Genomic DNA, 26,864 nt, shown 5'->3' with positions numbered 1-26,864 from the left:
CACCGCGGCAAAAACACTGGCACCGTCCCGGGCCGCACACCATCATGGCCGCCATGACTTCCGACACCACCTCCCCGCGCCTCGATCCGCCGTACGCCGCCGACGAGACCACCATGCTGACCGCCTGGCTGGACTACCACCGCGCCACCCTGGCCCTGAAGTGCGAGGGCCTGTCCGACGAGCAGCTGCGCGAGCGCTCGACCCCGCCGTCGACACTGTCGCTGCTCGGCCTGGTCCGCCACATGGCCGAGGTCGAGCAGCATTGGTTCCTGTCGGTCCTGGACGGGCAGGACCTCGGCCCCCAGGGGCTCTACTGGACCGAAGAGGACGAGGACGGCGACTTCAACGGCGTCGACTCCGCCGACCCGGCGGCGGACTTCGCCGTCTGGCGCGAGCAGGTGGAGCTGGCCCGCGCGGCCGCCGCCGGCGTGTCGCTGGACGTGGTCGGCAAGAAGCAGCGCCGCGGCCAGGACGTCACCCTGCGCTGGATCCTGGTCCACATGATCGAGGAGTACGCGCGGCACAACGGACACGCCGATCTGCTGCGGGAGCGCATCGACGGTGCCACCGGGGAGTGAAGCCGTTACATGATTGTTGACGGCCAGTCAACTACTCCCTGATCGACACCGATATGGTCTACGCGCGCAACCGTCGGAAGACCTGAGACGTCCCACCGAATATCCGGACAATCCAGGATTTCCCGCACGCCACAACCCGTCCGGCGGTCGCGAGCGGGCACCAGAGCGATGATCAGTGCGATACTCGGACAGTTCCAACAAGTGGATGACGTGTCAAAACGATGCGCACATCCGGGGGACGCGTACGGGACGAGACAGGGAGGCGCGGCATGGGAGCACTTCGCGACGAGCACCACAACGGGTGGCTGATGCCCTCCGGGAACTACGCGGCCGCCGTGTACGAGGATCAGTGGGACAGTGAGGAGACCATCCCCACCGCCCTCCCGGCCGCGCCGGCGAAGATCGTCTCGCTGCGGCCGACCGGCTTCGAGGCGGCCCGGACGGTCGGCGAGCACATCCGCTCCGCCGTCCCGGTGGTCATGGACCTCACCGAGATGGAGGAGGCCGAGGCCAAGCGCATGGTCGACTTCGCGTCCGGCCTGATCTTCGGCACTCGCGGCGGCATCGAGCGGATCGCCCGCCGGGTGTTCCTGCTGACCCCCGCCGACGTCGAGGTCACGGTCATCGACCGCCCGCTCGACGAGTCCGGCTTCTACAACCAGAGCTGACCCCCGCGCCACCCCCTTCCCCCCGCGCACACCCGAGGCCGGAGACCGCCACCCGCGGTCCCCGGCCTCCGCGCGTTCCCCCGACCCTCCGCCCGCCCCCTGAGATCCCGATCAATAGAATGAGACATCAACGTCTCATCTGCTCTACACTCGGCTCATGGCAACCGACCGCGACTCCGTGCTCGAGGCCGCCGTGGGCGTGCTCTCCCGCCGTCCGACGGCGCATCTCGACGAGATCGCCCGCGCCGCCGGCATCAGCCGGGCCACGCTGCACCGGATCTTCCCGGGCCGCGAGGCGCTGATCCGCGAGGTGGGCACGCTGGGCCTGCGCCGCTTCGCCGCCGCGCTGGACACGGCACGGATCGAGGAGGGCGACGCCCAGGCCGCCCTGCGCCGCCTGGTGGACGCGGTCGTACCGGACGCGGCGCTGTGCGCCTTCCTGGCCGGTGAGAACCAGCTCTACGACGACCCCGGGATCAACGACCTCTGGGAGGTCCAGGACGCCCGCGTCCGCGCGCTGTTCCTGCGCGGGCAGCAGCAGGGCGTGTTCCGGATCGAACTGTCGGCCGGCTGGCTCAGCGAGGCGTTCTTCGACCTGGTGGCCGGCATCGGCTGGGCCGTCCAGGACGGCCGCCTGGCCCCGCGCGACGGTGCCTTCTCGCTCGCCGAGCTCTTCCTCGGCGGCGCCCTACGGAGACCCGATACCCCATGAGCAAGACCCCTGCCCCCGGCTCGACCGACCGCGGAGCAACCACTCACCCAGCAAGCACCCACGGAGCAACCGACCGCCGCTGGGTCGGCCTCGGCGTGCTCGTCCTGGCCGTCACCCTGGTCGCGGTCGACGCGACGGTGCTGTCCCTGGCCCTTCCCTCCATCAGTGAGACCCTCCGTCCCAGCGGCACCCAGCTGCTGTGGATCGGCGACAGCTACTCCTTCGTCCTGGCCGGCCTGCTGGTCTCGATGGGCGCCCTCAGCGACCGGGTCGGCCGCAAGCGGGTGCTGCTGGTCGGTTCGGCGGCGTTCGGCGTCGCCTCCCTCCTCGCGGCGTACGCGCCCGGTCCGGGCTGGCTGATCCTCGCCCGGGCGCTGCTCGGCGTGGCCGGCGCGACGATCATGCCGGCCACCCTCTCCCTCATCCGTACGCTCTTCCCGGACGCCCGTGAGCGGGCGACCGCGATCGGCATCTGGGGTGCCGGTGCGACGGCCGGCGCGGCGCTCGGCCCGCTGGTCGGCGGCCTGCTGCTGGAGCACTTCTGGTGGGGTTCGGTCTTCCTGCTCAACCTGCCGGTGCTGGTCCTGCTGCTGGTGCTCGGCGCCTGGCTGCTGCCGGAGTCCCGCGACCCGCGCCCGGGCCGCTGGGACGTGCTGAGCGTGTTCCTGTCGATGGCGGGTGTCATCGGCGTGGTCTACGCGATCAAGGAGCTGGCCGCCGAGGGCCTGCACTCCTGGACGGTCCCGGTCGCGCTGGTGCTGGGGTCGGCCGCGCTGGTCGCGTTCGTCCGCCGCCAGCTGCGGTTGGAGACCCCGCTGCTGGACGTCCGGCTGTTCGCCGACCGGCGGTTCACCGCCGCGGTGGTGGCATCGCTGACCGCCCTGATCGGCCTGTCCGGCGTGGTGTTCTTCATGTCGCAGTACCTGCAGCTGGTCCGCGGGTACGCGCCGCTGGCGGCCGGTGTCGCGGAGATGCCCGCCTTCGTGGGCGCCGTGGTGGGCGGTCTGCTCACCGCCCGGGTGGTCCGCCGCTCGGGTGCCCGGGCCACCCTGACGGCGGGTCTGCTCGCCATGGGTGTCGGCATCGGGCTGCTGGGCTTCGTCCGGGAGGACAGCGGCTACCTGCTGCTGGGTGTGGCGTTCCTGGCGGTCGGCACCGCCGAGGGCGTGGTGTACACGCTCGCCTCCGACCTGGTGCTGGGCGCGTCCCCGGCCGCCAAGTCGGGTGCGGCGTCGGCCGTCTCGGAGACGGCGTACGAGCTGGGCACCGCGCTCGGCATCGCCCTGGTCGGCTCGGTGGTCACCGCCCTGTACTCGGGTGCGGTGACGCTCCCGGCCGGGACCGGTGCGGCCGCCGCCGAGCAGGCCCGCCAGTCGATCGGCGGCGCGGTCGAGGTGGCCGGGACGCTGCCCGGTCCGCTCGGCGAGCAGTTGCTGGCCGGCGCCCGGGGCGCGTTCGTCCACGGGATGAACACCGCGGCCTGGCTGGCCGCCGGGCTGCTGCTGGCCTCCGCCGCGCTCTCCTGGTACCTGCTGCGCGGCCGCCGAGGCGCGGCCGTCCCCGTACCGGACCACCGGGCCGACCGGGAGCAGCAGCCCGTCGGCTGATCAGCCGCGGTTGAGCGAGCGGGTGACCCCGGCCAGCACGGCGGTGGTCAGCACCCAGCCGGCCGCGATCAGCCCGTAGCCGACCCACTGGTGGTAGTCGGTCCAGTACCAGGCGGCGCGCTGTCCGAGTCCGCCGATCGGGATCAGCAGGTCGAGCGTGTAGATCAGCGGGTTGAACGGCGCGCCCTGCCCGGCCTGGACGGGCGTGGCCGTACCGTGGCGGAAGAGGACGGTGCCGAGTGCGGTGAGCACCAGCAGCCACAGCCCGGCCTGCCAGGGCCGGTAGCCGTAGCCGACGGTGACGTCCATCAGCCGGCCCCACAGCCGCCCCAGCGGGTGCAGGGTGCGCCGGCGCCGGCGCTGCTTGGCGAGCAGCACCCGCCGGGCGTCGTCGTCGTGCCCGATCCTCCGGTACCAGGCGGCGAGTTGCTCGTACGGCTGCGGCGCGTACCCGGGCAGGGCCTCCAGCCAGGCGAGCCGCCGGTCGACCGCGGCGGCGTCCGTGGCGGGCTGCTCGATGGAGGTGTAGACGAAGCCGTCGAGCCGGGTGTCGGCGGGCCAGCTGCGGGCGTTGTCGTGCAGGACGCCGACCTGCGCCTCCTGGAGGTCGACCGGGCCGGTGGGGACGGCGGCGACAGTGAGCCGGAGGTCGCCGGCGCGCAGCCGGGGGGCGTCCAGTGCGCCGTCGAGCACGGCGCCGTCGAGCGTGAACCGGCTGCGGACGGTGGCGCCGGGCAGCCGGATCGCGCCGCGGGCGGTGAAGCCGTCGCTGAGCACCACGGTGGAGGCGGTGAGGTCGTCGCCGCTCAGCGCGTCGCCGCGCGGGTTCACGACGGTGGCTCCCTCCATGAACAGGCCGCCGTTGAACTGGGCGCCGACCAGGCGCAGTCCGCCGCGCGCGGTGAAGCCGTGGCGGGCGAAGCAGCCGCCGTCGAGCACCATGCCGCCGGCCCACAGCGCCCACGCGGCGCCGTCCGGGTCGGGCGTGGGGCCGTCGGGGCCGGCGCCCTCACCGAGGAGTTCGCGTGCGGTCAGCTCGGCGCCGCTGAGCCGCAGCTCCCCGGTGACGTGCGCGCGGGTGAGGGTGAGCCGCCCCTCGATCACCGAACCCTCGAGGAAGAGGTTGCCGTCGACCCGCACCAGCCAGCCGTCCAGGCCGGGTATCCGGCAGCGGAGCAGCTCGGTGGAGCGCAGCGAGGCGCCGCGCAGCACCACCGGTTGGTCGAGGTGGCAGCCGTCCAGCGTGAGGGCGTGCGGCACGGTGGTGTCGCCGAGGTCGAGCGCGCCGGTGATCCGGGCGCCGGCCAGCCGCAGCGCGCCGGGCTGCCCGCCGACCAGCAGGGCCTTCAGCACCTCGGCCCGTACGGTCCGTTCCTCGCCCCAGCTGCCGCCGGCGCGGACGTCCTCGTCGGCGCCGGCCCGCAGGTCGACCCGGCTGCCGCTCGCGAAGGCCCGCCACACCCGGTCCTCGGCCTCGTTCGCCCCCGCATACCCCGACGCGTACCCCGACACCCTGTGCCTCCCCCGTGTCCACCCCGTACGACTCGGAATCCTAGGGTGATCACCCGGATCGGCGGGAGGGGGTCTCGGACGGGGTGCGGCGGGTCAGTTGACCGAGCGGAGGATGATGTCCTCGTAGTCGCCGTGGAGGTCGGTGCAGCCGTCGGTCTCCGACGGTTCCGATTCGGCTTCGGTCTCGGCGCCGGCCTCCAGGAGGCGGGCGAGTTCGGTCTGCTCGTCGATGACCCGTCCAGTGTTGGTGTCCATGGGTCCATGGTCGCGCCGATCGGCCGCGCAGGCCCGTCGCCGGGCCGTGGCGGACTCCGATCGGGTGTACGGCGTCCGTCCGGGGAACGCCCTTGCGGCTGTACAGAAGTGGCAGCGCACCCGGAGCCGTACCTAGCGTCGAACGGGCGGCCCATTCACGGGCCGCCGTTCCCACGCCACTCGACGCGAAGCGGGTCACCCGAACCATGACTGCTCGACTCGGTGCGGCCGCGACTGCGGCCGCCGCCCTCCTGCTGACCGTGACGGCCGCGCCCGCGACCGCCGCCGCCCCCACCGCCCCGAGCGTGCACCTGGTGCACCCGGGCGAGTCCGTCCAGGCCGCGGTGGACGCGGCCGCGCCCGGTGAGGTGGTGGAGCTGGCGGCCGGCACCTATCCCGGCAGCGTCACCGTCTCCACCGACCGGCTGATCCTGCGCGGCCAGGGCGCCGCGACCGTCCTGACACCGGATCCGGCCGACACCTCGGCGTGCGCCCGGGCGGGCCACGGCCTGTGCGTCGTCGGCGATGTCTCCGGGCCCGTCCGGGGGGTGAGCGTCGAGTCGCTGACGCTCACCGGGTTCACAAAGAACGGCCTGAACGCCTCCGGCACCGACGCGCTCACCGTCCGAGGCGTCCTCTCGCACCACAACGGGCAGCAGGGCATCAGCCAGGAGCGGTCCACCCGCGCCGTGCTGGTGGGCAACGAGTCCCGGGACAACGGGCAGGCCGGCATCTTCGTCGCCAACTCGGTGGACCAGGAGGGCGGCGCGATCGACACCCTCGGCACCGAGATCGCCGGCAACCGCCTCACCGGCAACCGGATCGGCGTGGTGCTGCGCCGCACCCGGGACATGACCGTGGAGGGCAACCGGATCAGCGACAACTGCGGCGGTGTGTTCGTGGTCGGCGACGAGGGGGTGCCGCGGGCCGGCGCACTGGAGGTCCGGGCGAACGTGGTGACCGGCAACAACCGCTACTGCGCGCCCAATCCGCGGCTGGACTTCATCCAGGGCACCGGCATCCTGCTGACCGGCACCGAGGACACCCGGGTGGTCGGCAACACGGTCGGCGACAACTCCGGTTCCTCGCCGATGTCCGGCGGGATCGTGCTGTACCGGAGCCTGGTCGGCGCGCCCAACGCCCGGGCCACGGTCACCGGGAACCTGCTGTGGAACAACGGCCCGGCCGATCTCGCCGACCGCGACACCGGCGCCGGCAACGTGTTCAGCGCGAACACCTGCCGCGTCTCGCAGCCCGCCGGGCACTGCTGACCCCCGCGCCCCCGGCGCGCCGGCCGACCCCTGCCGGAGCGCGCCGGGCCGCTCGAACCCGCGGACTCCCCGGCCGGATTCGGCCGGAGTCCGAACCCGCGAAAGCCAGAACCCGAGAAAGGCCGTACCCATGGCCACCGCCACCGCCGCCCCCTCCGACACCGCCGGTGCCCCGCCCTCGATGCTGCTGCGCGAACTGGTCTTCGGCGCCGCCTGCGCGGGCGCGGTGCGGGCCGCCGCCCGGCTCGGCGTCGCCGACGCCCTCGGCGAGGAGCCGGCCACCCCGGCCGAGCTCGCCGCCCACCTGGGCGTCGAACCCCGCCCGCTCGCCCGGCTGCTGCGCGCCCTCACCTGCTACGAGATCTTCAGCGAGACCGGCGACGGCCGGTACGCGCACACCCCGCTCTCCCGCCTGCTGCGCGAGGACGAGCCGGGCAGCCTGCGCTACATCGCCCTGTGGTGCACCGAACCGTGGACCTGGCAGTCCTGGGGCCGCCTGGACGACGCGGTGCGCACCGGCCGGAGCGTGTTCGCGGACACCTTCGGCAAGGAGTTCTTCGACTACCTGCACAACGACGCCCCGGACTCGGCGGCGCTGTTCGACCGGGCGATGACCCAGTCCAGCCGCCAGTCCGCCCGCGACCTGACCGCCTTCCTGGACCTCACCGGCATCTCCTCGGTGGTGGACGTCGGCGGCGGCCAGGGCATGGTCCTGGCCAGCCTGCTGGAGCGCCACCCCGAGCTCCACGGCACCCTGCTCGACCTGCCCAAGGTGGTCGCCCAGGCGGACGAACGGCTGCGCCCTGGCGGCGAGTTCGCCGACCGGGCGAAGCTGGTGCCGGGCGACTGCCGGACCGCGATCCCGGTCCGGGCCGACCTCTACCTGATCAAGAACATCCTGGAGTGGGACGACGAGTCCACCCGCCGCACCCTGGCCAACGTCCGGAAGGCGGCCGGTCCGGGGGCGCGGGTGGTGATCGTGGAGAACCTGGTCGACGACACCCCCTCGATGCGGTTCACGGCGGCGATGGACCTGCTGCTGCTGCTCAACGTCGGCGGTGCCAAGCACACCGAGGCGAGCATGACCGGGCTGATCGAGGAGTCCGGGCTGCGCCTGGAGTCGGTCGCGCCGGTCAACCCGTACCTGCACGCCTTCCTCTGCACGGTCTGAGCCCGCGCGCAGGGGCCGGGTCCGCCACCTCGGCGGACCCGGCCCCTTCGGACGTCAGGCCTTCAGGTGGGCGAAGACCACCACGTTGGCGGTGTAGTCCTTGGCCTTGTGGTCGTACACGCCGCCGCAGGTGATCAGGCGCAGCTGGGCGTCGGGGGTGTCGGCGTAGACGCGGTCGTCGGGGAAGGCGTTCTTGGCGAAGGTCTCCACCGAGTCGACCAGGAAGACGGCGGTGGTGCCGTCGGCGCGGGCCACCTCGACGGTGTTGCCGGGCACCAGCAGGCTCAGCAGCAGGAAGACGGCGGGGCCGGTCTTGGTGTCCACGTGCCCGGCCAGGACGGCGCTGCCGAGCTCGCCGGGGCTGGCGCCGTCGCGGTACCAGCCGACCAGGTTGCGGTCGGTCGCCGGCGGGGCGTTGAGCTGTCCGTTGGCGTCGAGGGTGAGTTCGGTGGTGGGCGCGTCCACGCCGATCTGCGGGATCTTCACCCGGGTCGGCGCCGAGCGCGCCATCGCGGGGCCCCGCTTCGCGGTCCGGACGGGTGCCGGGCTCGGTACGGCGGCGCTCGCGGAGGGCCCGGCGACCGCGGTGGTGGTCTCGGTGGTGGCTGGGGCGGCGTCCACCGAGTTGTAGAGCACGAGGGCGCCGAGGGCGGTCGCGGCGAGGCCGAAGCGCAGCAGTCGGCCACCTGCGGGCGGGGTGGGTTGGGTCATCGGTGCGGTGGCCTTTCCTGTACGAACCGGCTCCGGTCGGCCGGACGCCCTGCCGCTCCACCGCCGGTGCGGCGGGGCGGCAGGGCGTCCGAGGGTGCGCGGGTCAGACGGCGAGGCCGACCCGGGCGGTGTTGCGGCGGCGGCGCATCGCGTACGCGGAGACGCCGATGCCGCCGGCCAGCAGGGCCGCCCCGGAGGCGACGCCGCCGCCGGAGAGCGCCAGGCCGCCGCCGCCGGTGTGGACGCCGCCGTGCGGCTTCTGGTGCTTGCCGTCCGAGCCTTCCGGCTTCGCGTCCGGCTTGCCGTGGGAGTCGCTCTTGGAGTCCGCCGCGTCGCTCTTCGAGTCACTCTTGGAGTCGCTCTTGGCGTCGGCCGTGGCGTGGTCCTCCCAGCCCTTCTGATGGCTGCCGGCGTCCGGCATGCCGTCGGCGTAGGCCATGGGCGCGCCGAGGAGGAGGGTGGCGGCGACGGCCGCTCCGGTCGCGAGGGTGCGTACAGAACGCATGAGGGTCGATTCCTTTCGATTGCCCCGAAGGGCCGGCCCGGTGCCGGTGGTTGGTGCTCGGGGCGCCGCTTCCACGCTGGGCCCGTTCGCTCCGCGCTGCCACCGGGGTGTGCCATCTCGGGGGTGGCACTGGGCAATTCGGGTGGAACTGGTCGACTCGGGCGGGTGCCCTGCCGATGGGGGTCAGACGGTGGCGGCTTCGGCGGCCATCTCCGCCACCAGGCCGGTGGTGTGGCGCCCGGCCCGGTAGCGGTGGTCGGCGAGGGTGTGCCGCAGGTACTCGGTGGTGGTGTGCACGCCGGGGCCGTCGATCCGGAACTCAGCCAGCGCGCGGTCGAGTCGGGCGATGGCGCGCTCCCGGTCGGGGGCCCAGGCGATGGTCTTGGCGAGCAGCGAGTCGTAGTCGGGGCCGACCGTCCAGCCGGTCCGGGCGTGGGTGTCGACCCGGACGAACTGGCCGCCCGGCGGGGTGAATTCGGTGAGCTGCCCGGGCGTGGGCACGAACTCCCTCGCCGGGTCCTCGGCGTTGACCCGGGCCTCCACGGCGGCGCCGCGGAACACTACGTCCTCCTGCCGGAAGGCGAGGTGCCGGCCGGCGGCGACCAGCAGCTGTTCGCGCACGAGGTCGATGCCGGTGACCATCTCGGTGACCGGATGTTCCACCTGGAGGCGGCAGTTGACCTCCATCAGGTGGAACGCGCCGTCCGGTGCGAGGACGAACTCGAAGGTGCCGGCGCCGGTGTAGCCGACCGCGAGGGCGCCGCGCACGGCGGCGGCGCAGATCCGGTCCCGCAGCCCGGACTGCAGGTTGGGCGCCGGTGACTCCTCGATCAGCTTCTGGTGGCGGCGCTGCACCGAGCAGTCCCGCTCCCCCAGGTGGACGGCGTTGCCGTGCCGGTCGCACAGCACCTGCACCTCGATGTGCCGGGCGTCGTCCACGTACCGTTCCAGGTAGAGCCGGTCGTCGCCGAACACGGCGCGGGCGTGGGCGCGGGTCTCCTGGAAGGCGTGGGCGAGCCTGTCGCCGTCGCGGACCACGGCCATGCCGCGTCCGCCGCCACCGGCCACCGCCTTGAGGATGACCGGGTAGCCGACCTTCTCGGCGACCTCCCGGGCCTCGGCGGGGCCGGTCACCGCGCCGGTGGAGCCGGGCAGCACGGGCAGGCCGGCCTCGGCCATCAGCCGGCGGGCCATCGCCTTGTCGCCGAGCCGCTCCATCACCTGCGCCGGCGGGCCGACGAAGGTCAGGCCGTTGGCCTCGCAGACCTCGGCGAAGTCGGGGTCCTCGGAGAGGAACCCGTACCCGGGGTGGATCGCCTCGGCGCCGGTGCGCAGCGCCGCCTCGACGACCGACGGGATGTGCAGGTAGCTGGCGCGGGCGGCGGGCGGCCCGATGTGCACGGCCTCGTCGGCGAAGTGGACCACCGCCGAGTCCCGGTCGGCGGTGGAGTAGACGGCGACGGTGCGGATGCCCATCTCGCGGCAGGTCCGGGCGACCCGCAGCGCGATCTCGCCGCGGTTGGCGATCAGCACGGTGGAGAACACGGCGGCCCCTCAGGCGGGTTCGACGGCGATGAGGGGCTGCTGGAACTCCACCGGCGTGGCGTTCTCCACCAGGATCTCGACCACGGTGCCGGCCGCGTCGGCCTCCACCGGGGTCATCATCTTCATCACTTCGAGGATGCCGATCGGCTGCCCGGGGGTGACGGTGTCGCCGACCTGGACGTACGGCGGCTTGCCGGGTTCGGGGGCGTGGTAGAAGGTGCCGAGCATCGGGGCGCAGACGTGGTGCGGGCCGTCGCGGTCGATTGGCGGGGCGGCCCGTTCGGCCGCCTTGTCCGGGTCGTCCGGCGCGGGAGCCGGTGGCGCCTCGCCGGGTTTCCACTGGATCTCGACGGCGGTGCCGAGGTGCTCCAGCCTGATCCGGGCGGGCGGTTCGGCCCGCACCCTGGCCAGTTCGGCGACGCTGCGGCACAGTTCGGCCAGGTCGGCCGCGGGCGGCGCGGTGCCGATCAGGGCCACCCGGTGGCCGTTGCCGTCCCGTTCGGGCTCGCCCTTGAGCTCGACAGTCATCACTCGCTCCTCTCGGCGGGCACCACGGCCTCGTTCCCGAAGGCGTGGAACCGGTTCCTGCGCTCGGCGAGCAGCTGCTCCACGTCCCACGGGATGAGCTCGTGCAGCGCGGTGGTCAGGGCGGCCTCCAGGAGTCCGGCGGCGGCCGCGTGGTCCTGGTGGGCGCCCTCGGGGGGCTCCGGTACGACGCCGTCGACGACCCCGAGCTGGAGCAGGTCGCGAGCATGCAGCCGCAGCGCGTCGGCGGCGGTGGGAGCGGCCTGCGGGTCCTTCCACAGGATCGCCGCGCAGCCCTCCGGGCTGATCACCGAGTAGATGCCGTTGGCACTGACCAGGACCCGGTCGGCGACGGCCAGGGCGAGCGCCCCGCCGCTGCCGCCCTCGCCGATCAGCACGGCGACGATCGGCACCGGCAGCCGGGCCATCAGCCGCAGGTTCTCGGCGATGGCGGCGGCCTGTCCGCCGCTCTCGGCGTCGGGGCCGGGGTTGGCGCCGGGGGTGTCGATCAGGGTGACCAGCGGCAGGCCGAGTTTGGCGGCCAGCCGCATCAGCCGGGCGGCCTTGCGGTAGCCGGAGGGGGCGGCCATGCCGAAGCGGTGGCGGCGGCGCTCGCTGAGTTCCGGGCCGCCCTTGTGGTGGCCGATCAGCATCACCGGCAGGCCGGCCAGCCGTCCGGTGCCGGCCACGATGGCGGGGCAGTCCTCGGTGAGCCGGTCGCCGTGCAGTTCCTGGAAGTCGTCCACCAGGCGGCGGATGTAGTCCAGGGTGGTGGGCCGCTCGGGGTGGCGGGCGAGCCGGACGTTCTCCCAGGCGTCCCGGTCGGTGAGTTCGTCGGCGGCCCGCAGGATGGCCTCCGCGTTGCCGCTCTCGGGGGGCGGGGCGGCGGCCGGGCGCAGCCCGAGCAGGCGGCCGAGCACCGGCCGGACGCCGATCCGCGGGACGACGTCGTCGACCATGCCGTGTTCCAGCAGGAACTCGGCGGTCTGGAAGCCCTCGGGGAGTCGTTCGCCGGTGGTCTGCTCGATCACCCGGGGGCCGGCGAAGCCCATCCGGGCGCCGGGCTCGGCGATGATGACGTCGGCGAGGGTGGCGAAGGAGGCGGCCACCCCGCCGTACGTCGGGTCGGTGATGACCGAGACGGTGAGGATGCCGGCCTCGTCGAGTTCGGCGAGGGCCTGGGCGGTCTTGGCCATCTGCATCAGGGACAGCACGCCCTCCTGCATCCGGGCGCCGCCGGAGGCGGTGACCATCACCAGGGGGACGCCCCGGGCCAGCGCGGTGTGCGCGGCCTGGGTGATCAGGGCGCCGACGCCGCAGCCGAGGCTGCCGCCGAGGAAACGGAAGTCCATCACGGCGAGGATCGCGGGCTGGCCCTCGATCAGTCCGGCGACGCACAGCACCGCCTCGGCGAGGCCGGTGTCGGCGCGGGCCTCGTCCAGCCGCTCCTGGTAGGAGCGGCTGTCGACGAAGCCGAGCGGGTCGTGCACCGCGGCGGCGGCGGTGATCGGTTCGGCGGTGCCGGGGTCGAGCAGCTGGTCGAGGCGCTGGCGCGCGGTGAGGCGGCCGTGGCGGCCGCACTCGGGGCACACCCGCAGGCTCCTGACCCAGCGTTTGCCGTAGACCAGGGCGGCGCAGCCTTCGCAGCGCACCCAGTCGGGGTCCCGCTCGTCTCGGTTCACGGTGGGTCTCTCCTCTCCTCGGCCCGGCTTGTCCGGCGGCCGTGCCCGGCTCAGCGCACGGCGCGTTCCCAGCGGTAGAACTCGCGGGCCATGGCGTCCTTCGGGGTGCGCCAGGTCGCCGGGTCGTACGCGTCGACGTACACCGCGAGGCGTTCGCTGACGGAGCGGAACTCGGGGTGCGCGGCGTACTTGGCCACCTCGGGTCCGGCGGGCCGCTCGGACTCGATCAGGTGCAGGTAGACGTCGCCGAACTGGAACAGGCTGCGGCCGGTGACGCCGATCAGGTGGGGCAGTTCGCCGCGGTCGGAGTCGGCGAACACGTCGGCGATGGAGTCGGCGGCGTCCTGCTTCCGCATCCGGGCGACGATCAGCGTGCGGTGCGCGCCGGTCACGAACGGCCTGCCCGGGCCTCGACCTTGGCGCGGATCAGCTCCATCTGGACGCGGGAGTTCTGGTTGATCCGGTCGGTCATGCCGGCGTCGTCGATCGGCGCGGTGGGCTTCATGGCGAAGTCCTGGATCCACCGCATGCCGGTGCCCTGCGGCATGTCCTGGTACTCCCAGCGGATCTCCATGAACTCGAACGGGCCGGGCTCGACCCGGCGGGCCCGGACGGCCAGCGCGTCGCGGTCGGTCTCCCGCTCGGAGACCCAGCTCCAGATCTGGCCGTTCTCGTCCGGGTGCATGGTGAGCCGGAAGCGGGTGAGCTGACCCTCGCGGGCCAGCACCTCCACCGAGGCGTACTCGCTGAACAGCTGCGGCCAGCTCTCCAGGTCGTTGGTGATCTCCCAGACCAGGTCGACCGGCGCGTTGATGAGGATGGTGTTGTCGGTGTGTCCGGGCATCTCAGGCACCTGCCTTCACCGCGGAGTTGACGGCGGCCACGAAGTCGGCCGGCGTCTTGTGGGTGACCGCGTCGGCCGGGATCTGGACGCCGTGGCGGTTCTCCAGCTCGCCGACCACGCCGAGCAGGCCGAGCGAGTCGATGCCGAACTCGTCGAAGCTCGCGCCGGGGCGCTCCAGGTCCATCGGGTCGACCTGGATGCCGGCCCGGGCCTTGATCAGCACGGCGAGTTCGTCATAGCTCAGTACGGGGGTCAATGTGTTCTCCAGGGACGGTGGTTGAACGGGGTGGTTCAGGGGGTGCGGCGCAGCACCAGCGCCGCGTTGGAGCCCATCAGGCCCCGGCTGAGCACCAGGGCGGTGCGCAGTTCGGCCGACCGGGCGAAGCCGGTGACCAGGTCGAGCCCGAGGTCACTGGTGGTGACGTTCGGGGTGGGCGGGACCAGGCCGTTCTCCAGGGCGAGCACGGCGGCGGCCACGTCCAGCACCGGCGCCCCGCAGTGGGCGCGGCCGACTCCCGCCTTGGGGGCGGTGACCGGGACGCGGGCGCTGTGGTCGCCGAGCGCGTCCGCGAGGGCCAGGGCCTCGGCCCGGTCGGCCTCGGGGACGCCGAGCGCGTCGGCGAACACCACGTCGATCTCGTCCGGGGCGCAGCGGGCCTCGGCGAGGGCGCCGCGCACCGCGTGCGCGAGGCCGGCCCGGGACTCCGCCCAGCGCGCGGCACCGGTGAACGTGGCGGCGTGCCCGGCCAGTTGGGCGCGGATCCGGGCGCCGCGGGCCCGCGCGGCCGACTCGGACTCCACCACGAACATCGCCCCGCCCTCGGCCGGGACGAACCCGGGCGCGTCGGGGGCGAACGGCAGGTAGGCGCGCTCGGGTCGCTCCTCGGTGGACAGCCCGGGGTAGCCGAGCTGGCAGACCATCGAGTACGGCGCGATCGGTGCCTCGGCCGCGCCGGCCACCACCGCCTCGGTGCCGCGCCGGATCGCCCGGGCGGCGTGCGCCAGCGCGTCCAGGCCGCCCGCCTCGTCGGAGGCGACCACTCCGCAGGGGCCCTTGAAGCCGCCGCGGATGGAGATCTGGCCGGTGGAGGCCGCGTAGAACCAGGCGATCGACTGGTACGGGCCCACGTGGTGCGGCCCGCGGCTCCACAGTTCTTGCAGTTCGCGCTGGCCGAAGGCGCCGCCGCCGGAGCCGGCTGCGGTGACCACGCCGATCCCGAACGGGTCGTCGACCGTGAGCCCGGCCTCGTCCAGGGCCAGGCCGGCGGCGGCCATCGCGAAGTGGGTGAAGCGGTCGGTCTGGACGAGGTAGCGCTCCTCGACGAAGGACGCGGCGTCGAAGCCGCGCACCAGGCCGGCCACCCGGACCGGGTAGCGGTCGCAGCCCTCCCGGTCGATCGGGGCGAGGACCGAGCGGCCCTCCCGGGTCGCCTTCCAGAAGTCGTCCGCGCCGATGCCGTTGGGCGCGACCACGCCCATGCCGGTCAGTACGGCAGTGCGGCCCGTCATTCCGTCGCCTCCGTCCGGCTGAGCACCACGGCCGACTGGAAGCCGCCGAAGCCGCTGCCGACCGAGAGCACGTGCCGCAGCGGCAGCTCGCGGGCGGCGCCCGGCACGTAGTCGAGGTCGCACTCCGGGTCGCGCTCACGGTAGTTGGCGGTGGGCGGGACCACGCCGTGGTGCAGGGCGAGGGTGCAGGCGACCAGTTCGATCGCGCCGATCGCGCCGAGCGAGTGGCCCACCATGGACTTGATGGAGCTCATCGGGGTCCGGTAGGCGTGTTCGCCGAGCGAGCGCTTGACCGCGGCGGTCTCGTGCCGGTCGTTCTGCTTGGTGCCTGAGCCGTGGGCGTTGACGTAGTCGACGTCCTCGCCGTTGATCTTCGCGTGGGCCAGCGCCCGGTCGATCGCCTCGGACATCTCCCGGCCCTCCTGGGTGAGGCCGGTCATGTGGTAGGCGTTGCCGAAGGTGGCGAAGCCGCCGAGTTCGGCGTAGATCCGGGCGCCGCGGCGGCGGGCGTGCTCCAGTTCCTCCAGCACCAGGACGGCGCCGCCCTCGCCGAGCACGAAGCCGTCGCGGGTGGCGTCGAACGGCCGGGAGGCGTGCTCCGGGTCGTCGTTGCGGGCCGAGGTGGCCTTGATGGCGTCGAAGCAGGCGACCGTGATCGGGGAGATCGGCGAGTCGCAGGCACCGGCGATCACCACGTCGGCGCGGCCCTCCTCGATGGTGCAGGCGGCGTACCCGACCGCGTCCAGACCGGAGGTGCAGCCGGTGGAGACGGTCTGCACCGGACCGGCCGCGCCGAACCGCTCGGCCACCGCGGCGGCCAGCGTGCTGGGCTGGAAGGCCCGTTCCAGGTACTTGCCGGCCGGGCGGTGGTCCACCGCCCAGTCCTCGCCGTACGCGCTGACCAGGACGTAGTCCTGCTCCAGCCGGGTGGTGCCGCCGACCGCGGTGCCCAGCGAGACGCCGAGCCGCCACGGGTCCTCGGCCGCCGGGTCGAGTCCGCTGTCGGCGACCGCCTCGGCGGCGGCCACCAGGGCGAACTGGACGTAGCGGTCGCTGCGGGCGATCTGCTCCGGGTCGAGGCCCTGCGCCGCCGGGTCGAAGTCGCACTCGGCGGCGATCCGGGAGCGGAAGCCCTCCGGGTCGAACAGGGTGATCCCCCGGGTGGCCGTCCGGCCGGAGGTCAGCAGGTCCCAGAACGCCGGGACGCCGATGCCGCCGGGGGCCACCACGCCGATCCCGGTCACCGCGACCCGGCGGGTCACGAGACCGCCTTCAGGTGTTCGGGCGGGCCGGACTGCGGGGTCTCCTCGGTGTCGACGTGCCCGAGGTCGGGGCGCGGCGCCAGCGGGCCGAGGTGGAACACCAGCCGGGCCTCGGTGTCGCCGACGTTGCGGAAGCGGTGGCGCATCCCGATCGGGATCATCAGGCCGTGGTCCGGCTTCAGCGGCTGGCTCACCCCGTCCAGGTCGACCTCCAGGTCACCGCTGACCACGAAGACGAACTCCTCGGAGTACGGGTGGTAGTGCTCGCCGATCCGCTCACCCGGCCGGACGATGGCCACGCCCATGAACCCGCTGGTCGCGCCGACCGCCGTCGGGGTGAGCATGGCGCGCAGGTCACCGCCGCGGCGGGTGTTCGGGGGTGCGTCGTCGACGTGGACGACGCGTGGGAGCTCCGTGGTCACGATCTGTGCCTCTCTCTCGGTGAGCGGGGTGCCCGGGCGGCTGCCCGGGCTGTTCGGTCGGACCTCGCGTACGGTCCGACATGAGGTGGGTCCGACGCGGCGTGCGGTCCGACGGTCCGGTGGTGCGCCGGCTCAGCGGCCGGGCGCGCGGCGGTCGGTGATCCGCGCCATCAGGCAGGCCTCCAGCAGGTGGCGCAGCCCGTCGTCGCTGGGCAGCGGGTGATCGGGGGCGATCTCCACCAGCCGGGCCAGGACGGCCGAGGCGCGCGGTCCGGCCAGACCCAGCGCGGCGGCCGGGTCACGCTCCGGCTCGACGGTCAGGTCGACCAGCCGGACCACCCGGTCCTCGCGCTGGAAGACGGTGGAGCGCACCAGCGGTGAGGCGTGGTCCTCGACGGCCTGCTCGTCCTGACGGGACAGCAGTTCGGCGACGGCCGCACCGCATCCGGTCCGTACCGGGTAGTTGACCGCATACCGACCGACCTCGCCCGCCGGTGCGGCCGACCGGGCGTGGTGGTGGACGGCGGGCAGGGCCGCCCGCATGAAGAAGTCCCGGGCGGCGAGCGGGTCATCCAGGTCGCGGGCCTCCTCCAGGTACGGGTTGATCGCCTCCTCCACGGCGCGGACCTCGGGCTGCATGGCCACGTGCCGCAGCGCGGCCACCAGGTCGCCGACCACCTCGACGGTGCGGACCACCCGGTTGCCGTGCATGAACAGAGTGGTGCGGGCCAGCCGGGTGGCCGCGTCCACCTGGGCGTTGGGCGGGCGGTAGTCGGCCAGGATCCGGGCCACCTCCGCCTCGCTGCCGGGCTTCACCGGGAAGGTCAGGGCGTGCCGGGTGACGCCGTCCGGGCCGGGCCGGGGCGCCATCGGCACCCCCGGGAGGGTCTGACCGGGCGCCAGCGGCCGTACCGAGCTGTCCTCCGCGACCCGTCCGGCGGTCTCGCGCAGCACGCTGAAGCGCAGCGAACGGGTGTCGCGGACACAGCCGTGCAGCGGCTTGACCATCTCGCGGTGCTCCGGGCTGTCCACCCAGGACAGGAACGGGCCCGCGCTCTCCCACTCGCTGGTGATCAGCCAGCGGGACGGGTCCTCGATCGACTGGCAGAGCTGGTCGCTCAGGTGGCCCGGGACGGCCGAGACCTGGTACCTGAGCTGCTCGTACGCGTCCAGGAAGCGCTCCTGGGCGCCGTCCATGACGTCCAGCAGCAGGATGACGCGCAGCCGGGCGCTCTCGGTGTCGGGGCGGTCGGCGGTGGATTCGGACAGCAAGGTCATGGGGGTTCCCGTCGGGTGCGGAACAGGGGGACTGGGTCAGCACGATCGTGGTGGCGCGCCGGTGACAGCGCGAGAGTTCGCATCCATCCGAGCGAAGCACCCTCTGTGGTCGGAGGGTCCGAGCGGGGGCGGGGCATCCATCAACGGCAGGGCACACCCGTGTCCGCACGGATGGAGCGAAACTGATGAACACACAGATCGACGGCCGCGTCCCGGTCCTCATCGCCGGCGGCTCGCTGGTCGGCCTGTCCGCCTCCCTGTTCCTGGGCCGCCTCGGCGTCCCGCACCTGCTGGTCGAGCGCCACTCCGAGACCTCCCGGCACCCGCGCGGCCGGGGCAACAACCTGCGCACCATGGAGCTGTTCCGGGTCGCCGGGGTCGAGCCGGACATCCGGGCCGCCGCCTCCGTGCTGGCCGACAACCACGGCATCCTCCAGGCCGACACCCTGGCCGGGGTGGAGCAGGAGTGGCTCTTCCGGGAGATCGACCCGGGCGGGGCGCTGGCCCGCTTCAGCCCGTCCTCGTGGTGCCTGTGCAGCCAGAACGACCTGGAGCCGGTGCTGCTGCGGCACGCGAAGCAGCGCGGCGACGTCCGCTTCGGCACCGAGCTGACCGGCTTCACGCCCGACCCGGGCGGGGTCACCTGCACCCTGCTGGACCGGGCCACCGGCCAGACCACCACCGTACGGGCCGACTACCTGGTGGCCGCCGACGGGCCGCGCAGCCCCGTACGCACCGGGCTCGCCGTCGGCCAGAGCGGACGCGGCGACCTGTTCCACAACATCAGCGTCACCTTCCGGGCCAAGCGCCTGGCCGACGTGGTCGGCGACCGGCTGTTCATCGCCTGCTACCTGACCAACCCGGACGGCGCCGGCGCCCTGCTGCCGGTCGACAACCGCGAGCAGTGGGTGTTCCACGCCCCGTGGCACCCGGAGCGCGGCGAGACCGTCGAGGACTTCACCGACGCGCGCTGCATCGCCCACATCCGGGCCGCCGCCGGCGTCCCCGACCTGGAGGTCGAGATCACCGGCCGGGCGCCCTGGCACGCCGCCGAGCGGGTGGCCGACCAGTACTCCTCGGGCCGGGTGTTCCTGGTCGGCGACTCCGCCCACGAGATGCCGCCCACGGGCGCGTTCGGCTCCAACACCGGCATCCAGGACGCCCACAACCTCGCTTGGAAGCTCGCCGCCGTCCTCGACGGCTGGGCCGGGCCCGCGCTGCTCGACAGCTACGGGGAGGAGCGGCGGCCGGTCGCCGTGCACACCGCCGCCCGCGCCGCCGAGCGTTCGGTGGAGCACAAGCACCCCGGATTCGACGCCACGCCCGGCGGCGGCCGGCAGACCAACGTCCTCGCGGTCGCCCTCGGTTACCGCTACCCGGTCGGCGCGCTGGCCGGCGGCGACCCGCAGGGCGCGGTCATCCCCGAGCGCTTCACCGCCGACGGCGAGGTCGGCAGCCGCGCCCCGCACCTGTGGCTGCGTCCGGCCGGGGGCGGCGAGCGGATCTCCACCCTCGACCTGTTCGAGCGGGAGCCGGTGCTGCTGATCGCCGCGGGCGAGGCCGCTGCCGCCTGGCGGGCCGCCGCCGAGCAACTGGCCGCCCGCACCGGCGTACCGCTGCGCTGCCACGTCCTCGGCGACGGGCCGGACGCCGACTTCCACCCCGAGGCCCCCGTCGCCGCCCCGGGCGGACGTCCCCCGGCCGGCGGTCCGCCGACCGGGGGTGCGCCGGCCGGTGGCCCGCCCGCCGGGGCGCCGCCGGTGGCCTGGCCGGCCGCGTACGGTCTCGGCGCGGACGGCGCCTCGCTGGTCCGGCCGGACGGCTTCGTCGCCTGGCGCGGCGACGGCGACCCGCAGGCGCTGGAGGCGGCGGTGCGTCAGGTGTTCGCGCTCGAGTAGCCGTCCCGGGGCCGTTTCCCGTGCCCGGCTGGGCGGGTATCAGCCGGGCACGGCCCGAACGGCCGCCCGAACGGGGGGTTCGCGGATGCTCGGCGTGGTGGGGTGCATCGCCCTGTACGTCGCGGCCGGCACGGTGTGGATGCTGGTCGGCGCGGCGGTGATGCGGGGGTTGGGAGTCGGGGTCCTGAGCGCGGTCGTCGGTGTCGGACCGCCGCTCCACCGGCACCGCGGCACCCGGCGCTACCTCGAGGTCCGACCGGTGCCGATCGCGCTCCGCCTCACGTACGACTGGCCGGTCCGCCCCGGCCACGCCCGGCGCCAGCAGGCGTCGAACCTGCTGTCCGTCGCCGAGTCCCCGTTCTGCGCGGCGGTCGGGCTCGCGGTGCTCCACGGGTCGACGCTGATCTGGTACCTGGTGCTGTGCGGGGTGTTCGGGCTGGTCGCGCTGTTCGTCGTCCCGACCACGGACGGCCGCGGGCAGTCCCGGGCGCAGCTGCTGCGCCGACCGCCGCGGGCCGCCGAGGCCGACTCGCCGACCGGCCTGCTGCGGCTGCGTGCCGAGATGGCGGCCAAGCGGCTGCGGCTCGGCGACCACGCGGCCGCGGTGCGCGAGCTCGCGGAGATCGAGCGGCAGGCCGAGGACGGCGAGGACGTCCTGCTCCGGTTCGACCTGATGACCTACTGGACGGGCCAGTACCTGGACGTGCTCGACGTCTACCAGGACGCCCTCGGCCGGAGCCGGCCGCGAATACGTCGCCACGGGCTGACCCAGCTCGCCGCCGACGCGGCGCTGCGCGCGGCTGAGGCCGGGCTGCTGCCGGTGGAGGACGCCCGGAGCCGGGCGAAGGTCGCGGTCGGCGAGGACCCGCCCGGCCTCGCCTACGGCCTGCAGTGGCGCCAGGACCACCTCCGCGCCCTGAGCACCGCCCTCGGGCCCCGGCCGGAACAGGCGGTACGCCTGGCCAGGGCCCTGATCCGGCGCGCCGCCACCCCGCTCGACGCGGCCGACGCCGCCTGCACCCTGGCCCTGGCCCACGAACGCAGCGGACACCCCGACGCCGCCGCCGCAGCCCGCGACCGCGCCCGCCGCCTGGCCCCATGGCTCGTCCGACTCCACCCGGCCCCGGTGACCTGACCCGGCCGCCGGCCGCGCCGGCAGACCACCGTGACGTCCGCATGACGCAGTCCCGACCGCGGGATCCCCGGCACGGACGGCTCCACCGGCCGCACCGACAACCAGCGCAACCTCCAACGCTCGTCCCCCCGTGCCCCTCGGACGGACCGTCACCGGGCCCGCCCGGGAGGGCCGCCCGCCGCCCGGCCGGGAGGACCGGCGCTCGGTCAGCGGTCGCTGAGGGCTGCGATCAGGGCCAGCAGGACGAAGCCGAGCACCACCGCCAGGCTCAGCTGGAAGGCGGAGGCCCAGGCGTTCGGGCCGGCGAGGTGGGCGAAGAAGACCGAGCCGACGGCGGCGATGCCGGCCGCGGAGCCGATCCGCTGCGCGGTCTGCAGGACGCCGCCCGCGCTGCCCGCCCGGACGACGGGAACCTCGCGGAGCGTCAGCGCCTGGTTGGGCGAGACCACCAGCCCGCTGCCCACCCCGGCGAGCAGGAGCGGCCCCGCCGTCGCCCAGCCGACGTACGGGCCGGAGAAGACGTGGACGGCCGCTGCCGCCAGCGCGAGGCCGACCGCCACCACGGTCAGGCCGAGGGCGATCAGCTTGCGCCCGTACCGCTGCACCCGGCGGCCGCCCGCCGTGGAGGCCATCGCCGAGGCCAGCGCGAACGGCGTGATGGCGAGCCCGGCCTGGAGGGCGGTGTAGTGCTGGCCGTTCTGCAGGTAGAGGGTGAAGACGAAGAACACCGCGGTGAATCCGGCGAAGTACAGCAGCGAGACCAGCGATCCGACGGTGAACGAGCGGGCCTCGAACAGCTGCAGGTTGACCAGCGGCTCGTGGGAGCGCCCGTACCGCCGTTCCCAGAGCGCGAAGCCGGCCAGGACCGCCACGGCGGCCACCGCCAGCAGCCATTTCGTCGGGCCGTGCCACTGCTGCTGGACCAGCGGGAGCAGCAGCAGGACGGTTCCGGTGCCGAGCAGCACCACGCCGAGCGGGTCGAAGTCGCGGCGCGGTGCGTCGGCGGCGTCCCGGTGCGGCGGGGGCGGCAGCAGGCGGTGCGCCACGGGCAGGGTGGCCAGGCCGATCGGCAGGTTGACGTAGAACACCCAGCGCCAGCCCTCGGCGGCGCCGAACACGGCGATCAGCAGGCCTCCGAGCAGCGGGCCGACGGCGGTGGAGAAGCCGATGGTGGTCCCGAGCATGCCGAACGCGCGGCCGCGCTCCTCGCCGCTGAACAACTGCTGGATGAAGCCCGAGACCTGAGGGACCAGCAGGCCGCCGGCCAGGCCCTGGAGCAGCCGGGCGCCGACCAGCCAGGTCTCGCTCTGGGCCGCGCCGGCCAGCGCGCTGGTGGCGGTGAACAGGGCCAGGCCGGTCAGGAAGACCGGCCGCCGTCCGATCGCGTCGCCGAGCCGCCCGGCCGGGACCAGCACCAGGCCGAACGCCAACGAGTAACCGGAGAGCACCCACTGCACGCCGCTCTCGGACATCCGCAGGCCGCTGCGGACCGACGGCAGCGCGACGTTGACGATGGAGACGTCAAGCAGCGTCATGAAGCCCGCCACCAGACACACCGCCAGCGCCCGCCACCGGCGGGCGGATCCGTCCGTGCCGTGCTCCTGTACCTGCGACCGGGTCGTCCCGCTCATCCGGTGGCCCGGCCGTCCTGCCGCCGCATCGCGGACTCCCTCCGTCGCCTCGAACCGGACCATCAGTGTCGACCGGCGACCGGCCCGCGGCCGGACGGCGGCGTACGACGCGCCGGGGACTACGACCCGGCGGCGCAGCGCGGCCGGGTCGGTCCTGCGCATACGGTCAGTTCAGTGCGGTCGGCACCTTCAGCTGGATCTTCTGCGCGTCGGCGGCCGCGGGCGGGGTGGCGCCGAGGTCGGAGACGGTGGTGATCACGACACTGTCCACGCCGTCGATCCAGTTGCTGGTCTTCGACTGGACCACCACGCTCTGGGTCTGCACGGTGCCGTCGCAGACCACCAGGGTCGGCGCGGACCGGGTGGAGCCGAAGGCGATGGTGGCGGGGTCGCTCGGGTCGGTCTGCTCCACCGAGGTGTTGAGCGACTTCTCGCCGTCCGGGGAGGAGCAGGTGTAGGTCAGGTCGACGCGAACGCGGCCGGGCAGCTTGGGGTCGATGGACGCGCCGAGGATGGCGACCACGGTCGGCGCGGTGGCCGACTGGCTCGGCGAGGGCGACGGCGACGGCGACGGCGACGGCGACGGGGACGGCGAGGGCGACGGGCTCGCGGACGGGTCGCTCGGAGCGGTCGGGGCGGTCGGGTCCGCGCTGGGCGAGGCGGTCGGCGAGGGCGGGGTGGTCGGTGGATCGTCCGACGCCGGTGCCGGGTGGAACCCCGCCACCATCGCGACCAGTGCGAGCACAGCACCGAGGGCCTTGCCGAGCATGTGTCCTCCTGCGAACCGGGAAACGGGATCTGGGACCGACTATCCGTCAGCCCACCACCCGCGGCGACCCGGCACGGCCGAGCGGACACGCACAGGCACCCGGTCGGCGGTCACCGGGGTCAGAGCCGGCCGCGCGTCGCGTGGTAGTCGATCTCGATCTCGGCCCAGACCACCTTGCCCTCCTTGGTGGGCCGGGTGCCCCAGCGGTGGGCGAGTTCGCTGACCAGGTGGATGCCGCGGCCGCCCTCGTCCTCCTCGGCGGAGGAGCGCAGCCGGGGCGACTGGCTGCCGGCATCGGCCACCTCGAGGGTGAGGGTGCGGTCGCGGAACAGGCGCAGCCGGCGCGGGGCGTCCGCGTGCAGCAGGGCGTTGGTGACCAGTTCGCTGACCATCAGTTCGGCGTAGTCGGTGAGCGCCGACAGGCCCCAGGACTCCAGGGTGGTCCGGGTGAACCGGCGGGCCTTGGCGGGCAGCGGGCCGCTGCCGGGCAGGTGCAGGGTGGCGATCCGGTCGGCGGGGACGGGCAGCACCCGGGCCATGATCATGGCGATGTCGTCGTCGGTGCCGTCGGTGACCAGGGCGGCGAGCACCGCGTCGCAGTTCTCCTCCAGGGTGCGGCCGCGGGCGGCGAGGGTGCGGGCCAGCAGGTCGATGCCCTCGTCGAGGTCGCGGCCGCGGCGCTCGACCAGGCCGTCGGTGTAGAGCGCGAACAGCGTCCCGGCGGGCAGGGTGAACTCCACGCTCTCGAAGCCGGCGCCACCGACGCCGAGCGGCAGGCCGGGCGGCAGCTCGATGATGCGGGAGGTGCCGTCCGGGTCGACCAGGACGGGCGGCAGGTGACCGGCCGAGGCGACCGTCCAGGTGCGGTCCACCGGGTCGTACAGGGCGCAGATGCAGGTGGCGAACTGTCCCTCGCCGATGGCGGAGGCGGTCTCGTCCAGCCGGGTGAGCACCTGCTCGGGCGGCAGGTCGAGGGTGGCCAGGGTGCGGGCGACGGTGCGCAGCTGGCCCATGGTGGCGGCGGCCCGGATGCCGTGGCCCATCACGTCGCCGACCACCAGCACGACCCGCCCGCAGGACAGCGGCACCACGTCGAACCAGTCGCCGCCGACCTCGCTGACCACGCTGGAGGGCAGGTAGCGGTGGGCGATCTCCAGGCCGAGGGTGCGGTGGATCTCCTGCGGCAGCAGGCTGCGCTGGAGGGTGAGGGCGGTCTCCCGCTCGCGGCGGTAGAGCCGGGCGTTGTCGATGGCGAGGGCGGCCCGGGCGACCAGTTCCTCGGCGAGCGCGACGTCGGCGGCGCCGAACGGCTCGGGGTTGCGGGTGCGGACGAACTCGGCGCCGCCCAGCACCATGCCGCGGGCCACCACCGGCACCATCAGGTACGAGTGGATGCCGGCCGCGATCCCCGGGTCGACCCGGTCGGAGGAGGGCACCAGACCGCGCAGCACCTCCTCGTCCACGTGCGGCTTGAGCAGCGGGCGGCCGCTGCGCAGGCACTGGGTGTAGATCCGCTTGGCGTCGTACTCGGAGCTGACGCCGACCGCGTCGGCGACCGTGGTCAGGCCGGAGCCGTACGCCTCGCCGACGGCGACGGCGCGGACGTGGACCGGGCGGTCCGGCTGGATCGGGGCGGGTTCCTCGCCGCGCAGCACCGGCTCCAGCAGGTCGACGGTGGCGAAGTCGGCGAACCGCGGGATGACCGCCTCGATCAGCTCCTCGGCGGTGCGCTGCAGGTCGAGGGTGGTGCCGATCCGGGCGGTGGCGGAGGCCAGCAGGGCGAGCCGCTCCTGGGCGCGGGCGGCCCGGGCCTCGGCCTGGAAGCGCTCGGTGACGTCGATGATCGATGAGCTGACGCCGAGCACCCGGCCGGTGGAGTCCTCCAGCCGGAAGTAGGAGGCCGACCAGGCCCGGTCGCGGCGCGGGTCGCCGGGGGTGCGGCCGTGCGAGCGGGCGTCCACCACGGGCCGGCCGGTGCTCAGCACCTGGCGCATCACGGCCTCGATCTCGGCGCTGTTGAGGCCGGGCAGCACGGAACTGATCCGCCGTCCGAGGTGGTCGCCGACCGGCAGGCCGTTGATCCGGGCGAGGGCGTTGTTGAGGCGGACGAAGCGCAGTTCGGTGTCGTACACGGCGAGGCCGATCGGCGACTGGGTGAAGAAGCCGTCCAGGATCGCCAGATCGGACTCCACCTCGCGCAGCGCCCGGACGTCGGAGGCGGTGGCCAGCAGCAGCGGGCGGTCCCCGGGGCCGGCGATGGGGTAGGTGTGGAACTCCAGCTCGATCAGCCGGCCGTCACGGTGGCGTACAGGGTAAATGCCGGACCAGCCGCTGCCGGACATGATCTCCGCGAACAGCCCGAGCACCCGCTTGCGGGCGCCCTCGGGCACCAGGAAGCGGGCCACGTAGGCGCCGACCACCTCCTCGGCCGCCCAGCCGGTGAGCGCCTCGGCCTCCTCGCTCCAGTGCAGCACCCGGCCGTCCTCCTGGACCAGCGCGGTGGCCAGCGGCACCAGGCGGTGGCCGGCCAGGCGCGCGGAAGCGGCGCCCGCCGCGTCGCGGCCGGGCGGTGCGGTGTGCTCGAAGCCGTGCATGATCAGCCAATCACCTGCCCGGTTACCTTCCCGGTGGAAGCCGGGCCAATCCGGCTTCCACCAGAGTGCACGGAGCGGAGCGGTCCGGCGACCCGCGCGCACCCGCGGAGTGGAGTCGTACGGCGGCCCGGCCCGGGGGCGTGCGCCGGCGCTCAGTGGGGCGCGCGCAGCGCGGTGTCCAACAGGTGGGACCACTGGTGGACAATACCGGTTCGGCGCGGCGTGTCGTCGGTCAACAGGTTGGCCAGGCCCAGTCCGCGCGCCATGTCCAGGGTGGCCTGCACCGTCTCGCGCACCCCGGGGGTGGCCTCGTCCGCGCCGAGGAACTCCACCGCCGCCCGGTGGGCCTCCCGGCCGACGTGGTTCTCCAGGGTGACGATCCGCTCGCGCAGCGGCTGCTCGGTGGCGGCGGCCACCCACAGGTGCAGGGCCGCGCGGAACAGCGGCCCGGTGTACAGCCGGACGATCATCTCCACCACGGCCTCGGTCCGAGCCGGGCCGGGCTCCGGCAGCGCCTCGGAGTGGCTGCGCACGGCGGCCAGCCGCTCGGCGGCGACGTGTTCGACGGCCGCGGTGAACAGGTCCTCCCGGGTCGGGAAGTGGTGCTGGGCGGCGCCGCGGGTGACGCCGGCCCGCTCGGCGACCACCGCGACGGTGGATCCGTTCCAGCCGAGTTCGGCCAGGCACTCCACGGCCGCCTCCAGCAGCCGGCGCCGGGTGGCGCGGCTGCGGTCCTGCTGCGGGGTGCGGGAGGCGGCGTGGGTGCTGGTCATGGGTGCT

The 26,864-nt window shown here is 74.2% G+C and carries 26 protein-coding genes; 8 read left to right on the top strand and 18 right to left on the bottom strand.

Going from position 1 to position 26,864, the window contains the following annotated elements:
- Positions 1 to 53 precede the first annotated feature (53 nt).
- The 4 genes from FHR36_RS33480 to FHR36_RS33465 all read left to right on the top strand — a co-directional run bounded on the left by FHR36_RS33480 (position 54) and on the right by FHR36_RS33465 (position 3,565).
- Positions 54 to 578, top strand: a complete 525-nt coding sequence (locus tag FHR36_RS33480) for a DinB family protein (protein ID WP_253803498.1) — start codon at positions 54 to 56, stop codon at positions 576 to 578.
- 269 nt (positions 579 to 847) lie between these two features.
- Positions 848 to 1,246 carry a cell division protein SepF gene (locus FHR36_RS33475; RefSeq protein ID WP_253803495.1) on the top strand — a complete coding sequence of 133 codons (399 nt, stop codon included), beginning with the start codon at positions 848 to 850 and terminating at the stop codon, positions 1,244 to 1,246.
- A gap of 157 nt (positions 1,247 to 1,403) precedes the next feature.
- Positions 1,404 to 1,958, top strand: coding sequence for a TetR/AcrR family transcriptional regulator (locus FHR36_RS33470; protein ID WP_253803493.1), 555 nt, complete (start codon positions 1,404 to 1,406; stop codon positions 1,956 to 1,958).
- On the top strand, positions 1,955 to 3,565 hold the full coding sequence (locus FHR36_RS33465) for an MFS transporter (RefSeq protein WP_253803491.1): 1,611 nt from the start codon (positions 1,955 to 1,957) through the stop codon (positions 3,563 to 3,565). The genes FHR36_RS33470 and FHR36_RS33465 overlap by 4 nt, the downstream gene beginning before the upstream one ends.
- Here FHR36_RS33465 and FHR36_RS33460 read toward each other — a convergent pair whose 3' ends face one another.
- Together FHR36_RS33460 and FHR36_RS33455 are read right to left on the bottom strand one after the other, a co-directional pair.
- Complete coding sequence (locus FHR36_RS33460) at positions 3,566 to 5,077, bottom strand: oxidoreductase (RefSeq protein ID WP_253803490.1); 1,512 nt, start codon at positions 5,075 to 5,077, stop codon at positions 3,566 to 3,568.
- 93 nt (positions 5,078 to 5,170) lie between these two features.
- Positions 5,171 to 5,332 (bottom strand): hypothetical protein, encoded by a 162-nt coding sequence (locus FHR36_RS33455; RefSeq protein WP_253803489.1) that lies wholly within the window; start codon positions 5,330 to 5,332, stop codon positions 5,171 to 5,173.
- A 206-nt stretch (positions 5,333 to 5,538) separates the two neighbouring features.
- Between FHR36_RS33455 and FHR36_RS33450 the strand changes: the two genes are divergently transcribed.
- Together FHR36_RS33450 and FHR36_RS33445 are read left to right on the top strand one after the other, a co-directional pair.
- Positions 5,539 to 6,603, top strand: a complete 1,065-nt coding sequence (locus FHR36_RS33450) for a right-handed parallel beta-helix repeat-containing protein (protein ID WP_253803488.1) — start codon at positions 5,539 to 5,541, stop codon at positions 6,601 to 6,603.
- A gap of 130 nt (positions 6,604 to 6,733) precedes the next feature.
- Positions 6,734 to 7,774 (top strand): methyltransferase, encoded by a 1,041-nt coding sequence (locus FHR36_RS33445; RefSeq protein ID WP_253803487.1) that lies wholly within the window; start codon positions 6,734 to 6,736, stop codon positions 7,772 to 7,774.
- A 54-nt stretch (positions 7,775 to 7,828) separates the two neighbouring features.
- Here FHR36_RS33445 and FHR36_RS33440 read toward each other — a convergent pair whose 3' ends face one another.
- The 12 genes from FHR36_RS33440 to FHR36_RS33385 all read right to left on the bottom strand — a co-directional run bounded on the left by FHR36_RS33440 (position 7,829) and on the right by FHR36_RS33385 (position 18,057).
- The gene (locus FHR36_RS33440) at positions 7,829 to 8,485 is read right to left on the bottom strand and encodes a class F sortase (RefSeq protein ID WP_253803486.1); all 657 of its coding nucleotides are present in this window, start codon (positions 8,483 to 8,485) and stop codon (positions 7,829 to 7,831) included.
- A 103-nt stretch (positions 8,486 to 8,588) separates the two neighbouring features.
- Positions 8,589 to 8,990, bottom strand: coding sequence for a hypothetical protein (locus FHR36_RS33435; protein ID WP_253803484.1), 402 nt, complete (start codon positions 8,988 to 8,990; stop codon positions 8,589 to 8,591).
- 183 nt (positions 8,991 to 9,173) lie between these two features.
- On the bottom strand, positions 9,174 to 10,535 hold the full coding sequence (locus tag FHR36_RS33430) for an acetyl-CoA carboxylase biotin carboxylase subunit (RefSeq protein WP_253803483.1): 1,362 nt from the start codon (positions 10,533 to 10,535) through the stop codon (positions 9,174 to 9,176).
- A 9-nt stretch (positions 10,536 to 10,544) separates the two neighbouring features.
- The gene (locus FHR36_RS33425; RefSeq protein ID WP_253803481.1) at positions 10,545 to 11,063 is read right to left on the bottom strand and encodes an acetyl-CoA carboxylase biotin carboxyl carrier protein; all 519 of its coding nucleotides are present in this window, start codon (positions 11,061 to 11,063) and stop codon (positions 10,545 to 10,547) included.
- A complete protein-coding gene (gene accD / locus FHR36_RS33420; RefSeq protein ID WP_253803479.1) occupies positions 11,063 to 12,742 on the bottom strand; it encodes an acetyl-CoA carboxylase, carboxyltransferase subunit beta in 1,680 nt (559 codons plus the stop codon). The genes FHR36_RS33425 and accD overlap by 1 nt, the downstream gene beginning before the upstream one ends.
- Positions 12,743 to 12,792: 50 nt before the next feature.
- Positions 12,793 to 13,134, bottom strand: a complete 342-nt coding sequence (locus tag FHR36_RS33415; RefSeq protein WP_407660878.1) for a TcmI family type II polyketide cyclase — start codon at positions 13,132 to 13,134, stop codon at positions 12,793 to 12,795.
- Positions 13,131 to 13,586 (bottom strand): SRPBCC family protein, encoded by a 456-nt coding sequence (locus FHR36_RS33410; RefSeq protein ID WP_253803477.1) that lies wholly within the window; start codon positions 13,584 to 13,586, stop codon positions 13,131 to 13,133. Before FHR36_RS33410 ends, FHR36_RS33415 begins: the two co-directional genes overlap by 4 nt.
- A gap of 1 nt (position 13,587) precedes the next feature.
- Positions 13,588 to 13,842, bottom strand: coding sequence for an acyl carrier protein (locus FHR36_RS33405; RefSeq protein WP_253803475.1), 255 nt, complete (start codon positions 13,840 to 13,842; stop codon positions 13,588 to 13,590).
- Between the two features lie 35 nt (positions 13,843 to 13,877).
- Positions 13,878 to 15,095 (bottom strand): beta-ketoacyl synthase N-terminal-like domain-containing protein, encoded by a 1,218-nt coding sequence (locus tag FHR36_RS33400; RefSeq protein WP_253803474.1) that lies wholly within the window; start codon positions 15,093 to 15,095, stop codon positions 13,878 to 13,880.
- Complete coding sequence (locus FHR36_RS33395) at positions 15,092 to 16,357, bottom strand: beta-ketoacyl-[acyl-carrier-protein] synthase family protein (protein WP_253803472.1); 1,266 nt, start codon at positions 16,355 to 16,357, stop codon at positions 15,092 to 15,094. The genes FHR36_RS33400 and FHR36_RS33395 overlap by 4 nt, the downstream gene beginning before the upstream one ends.
- Positions 16,354 to 16,779, bottom strand: coding sequence for a cupin domain-containing protein (locus FHR36_RS33390; RefSeq protein WP_253803469.1), 426 nt, complete (start codon positions 16,777 to 16,779; stop codon positions 16,354 to 16,356). Before FHR36_RS33390 ends, FHR36_RS33395 begins: the two co-directional genes overlap by 4 nt.
- Before the next feature lie 132 nt (positions 16,780 to 16,911).
- Entirely contained in the window at positions 16,912 to 18,057 is a 1,146-nt protein-coding gene (locus FHR36_RS33385; RefSeq protein WP_253803467.1) for a SchA/CurD-like domain-containing protein, read from the bottom strand.
- A 185-nt stretch (positions 18,058 to 18,242) separates the two neighbouring features.
- On the opposite strand from FHR36_RS33385, the gene FHR36_RS33380 reads away from it, so the two are divergent.
- Positions 18,243 to 19,955 (top strand): FAD-dependent oxidoreductase, encoded by a 1,713-nt coding sequence (locus FHR36_RS33380; protein ID WP_253803465.1) that lies wholly within the window; start codon positions 18,243 to 18,245, stop codon positions 19,953 to 19,955.
- A gap of 85 nt (positions 19,956 to 20,040) precedes the next feature.
- Positions 20,041 to 21,090, top strand: a complete 1,050-nt coding sequence (locus FHR36_RS33375) for a hypothetical protein (protein ID WP_253803463.1) — start codon at positions 20,041 to 20,043, stop codon at positions 21,088 to 21,090.
- A 206-nt stretch (positions 21,091 to 21,296) separates the two neighbouring features.
- Here the strand turns inward: FHR36_RS33375 and FHR36_RS33370 are convergent, their stop codons facing one another.
- The 4 genes from FHR36_RS33370 to FHR36_RS33355 all read right to left on the bottom strand — a co-directional run bounded on the left by FHR36_RS33370 (position 21,297) and on the right by FHR36_RS33355 (position 26,857).
- A complete protein-coding gene (locus tag FHR36_RS33370) occupies positions 21,297 to 22,721 on the bottom strand; it encodes an MFS transporter (RefSeq protein ID WP_253804125.1) in 1,425 nt (474 codons plus the stop codon).
- Between the two features lie 166 nt (positions 22,722 to 22,887).
- Positions 22,888 to 23,490, bottom strand: coding sequence for a hypothetical protein (locus tag FHR36_RS33365; RefSeq protein WP_253803462.1), 603 nt, complete (start codon positions 23,488 to 23,490; stop codon positions 22,888 to 22,890).
- A 119-nt stretch (positions 23,491 to 23,609) separates the two neighbouring features.
- The gene (locus tag FHR36_RS33360; protein WP_301331035.1) at positions 23,610 to 26,084 is read right to left on the bottom strand and encodes a SpoIIE family protein phosphatase; all 2,475 of its coding nucleotides are present in this window, start codon (positions 26,082 to 26,084) and stop codon (positions 23,610 to 23,612) included.
- A gap of 152 nt (positions 26,085 to 26,236) precedes the next feature.
- The gene (locus FHR36_RS33355) at positions 26,237 to 26,857 is read right to left on the bottom strand and encodes a TetR/AcrR family transcriptional regulator (RefSeq protein ID WP_253803460.1); all 621 of its coding nucleotides are present in this window, start codon (positions 26,855 to 26,857) and stop codon (positions 26,237 to 26,239) included.
- Positions 26,858 to 26,864 lie beyond the last annotated feature (7 nt).

Source organism: Kitasatospora cinereorecta (genome assembly GCF_024172095.1).
Taxonomy (GTDB): domain Bacteria; phylum Actinomycetota; class Actinomycetes; order Streptomycetales; family Streptomycetaceae; genus Kitasatospora; species Kitasatospora cinereorecta.
The sequence above is the reverse complement of the archived record's forward strand: the minus strand, read 5'-3'. Positions and strand labels throughout refer to the sequence as shown.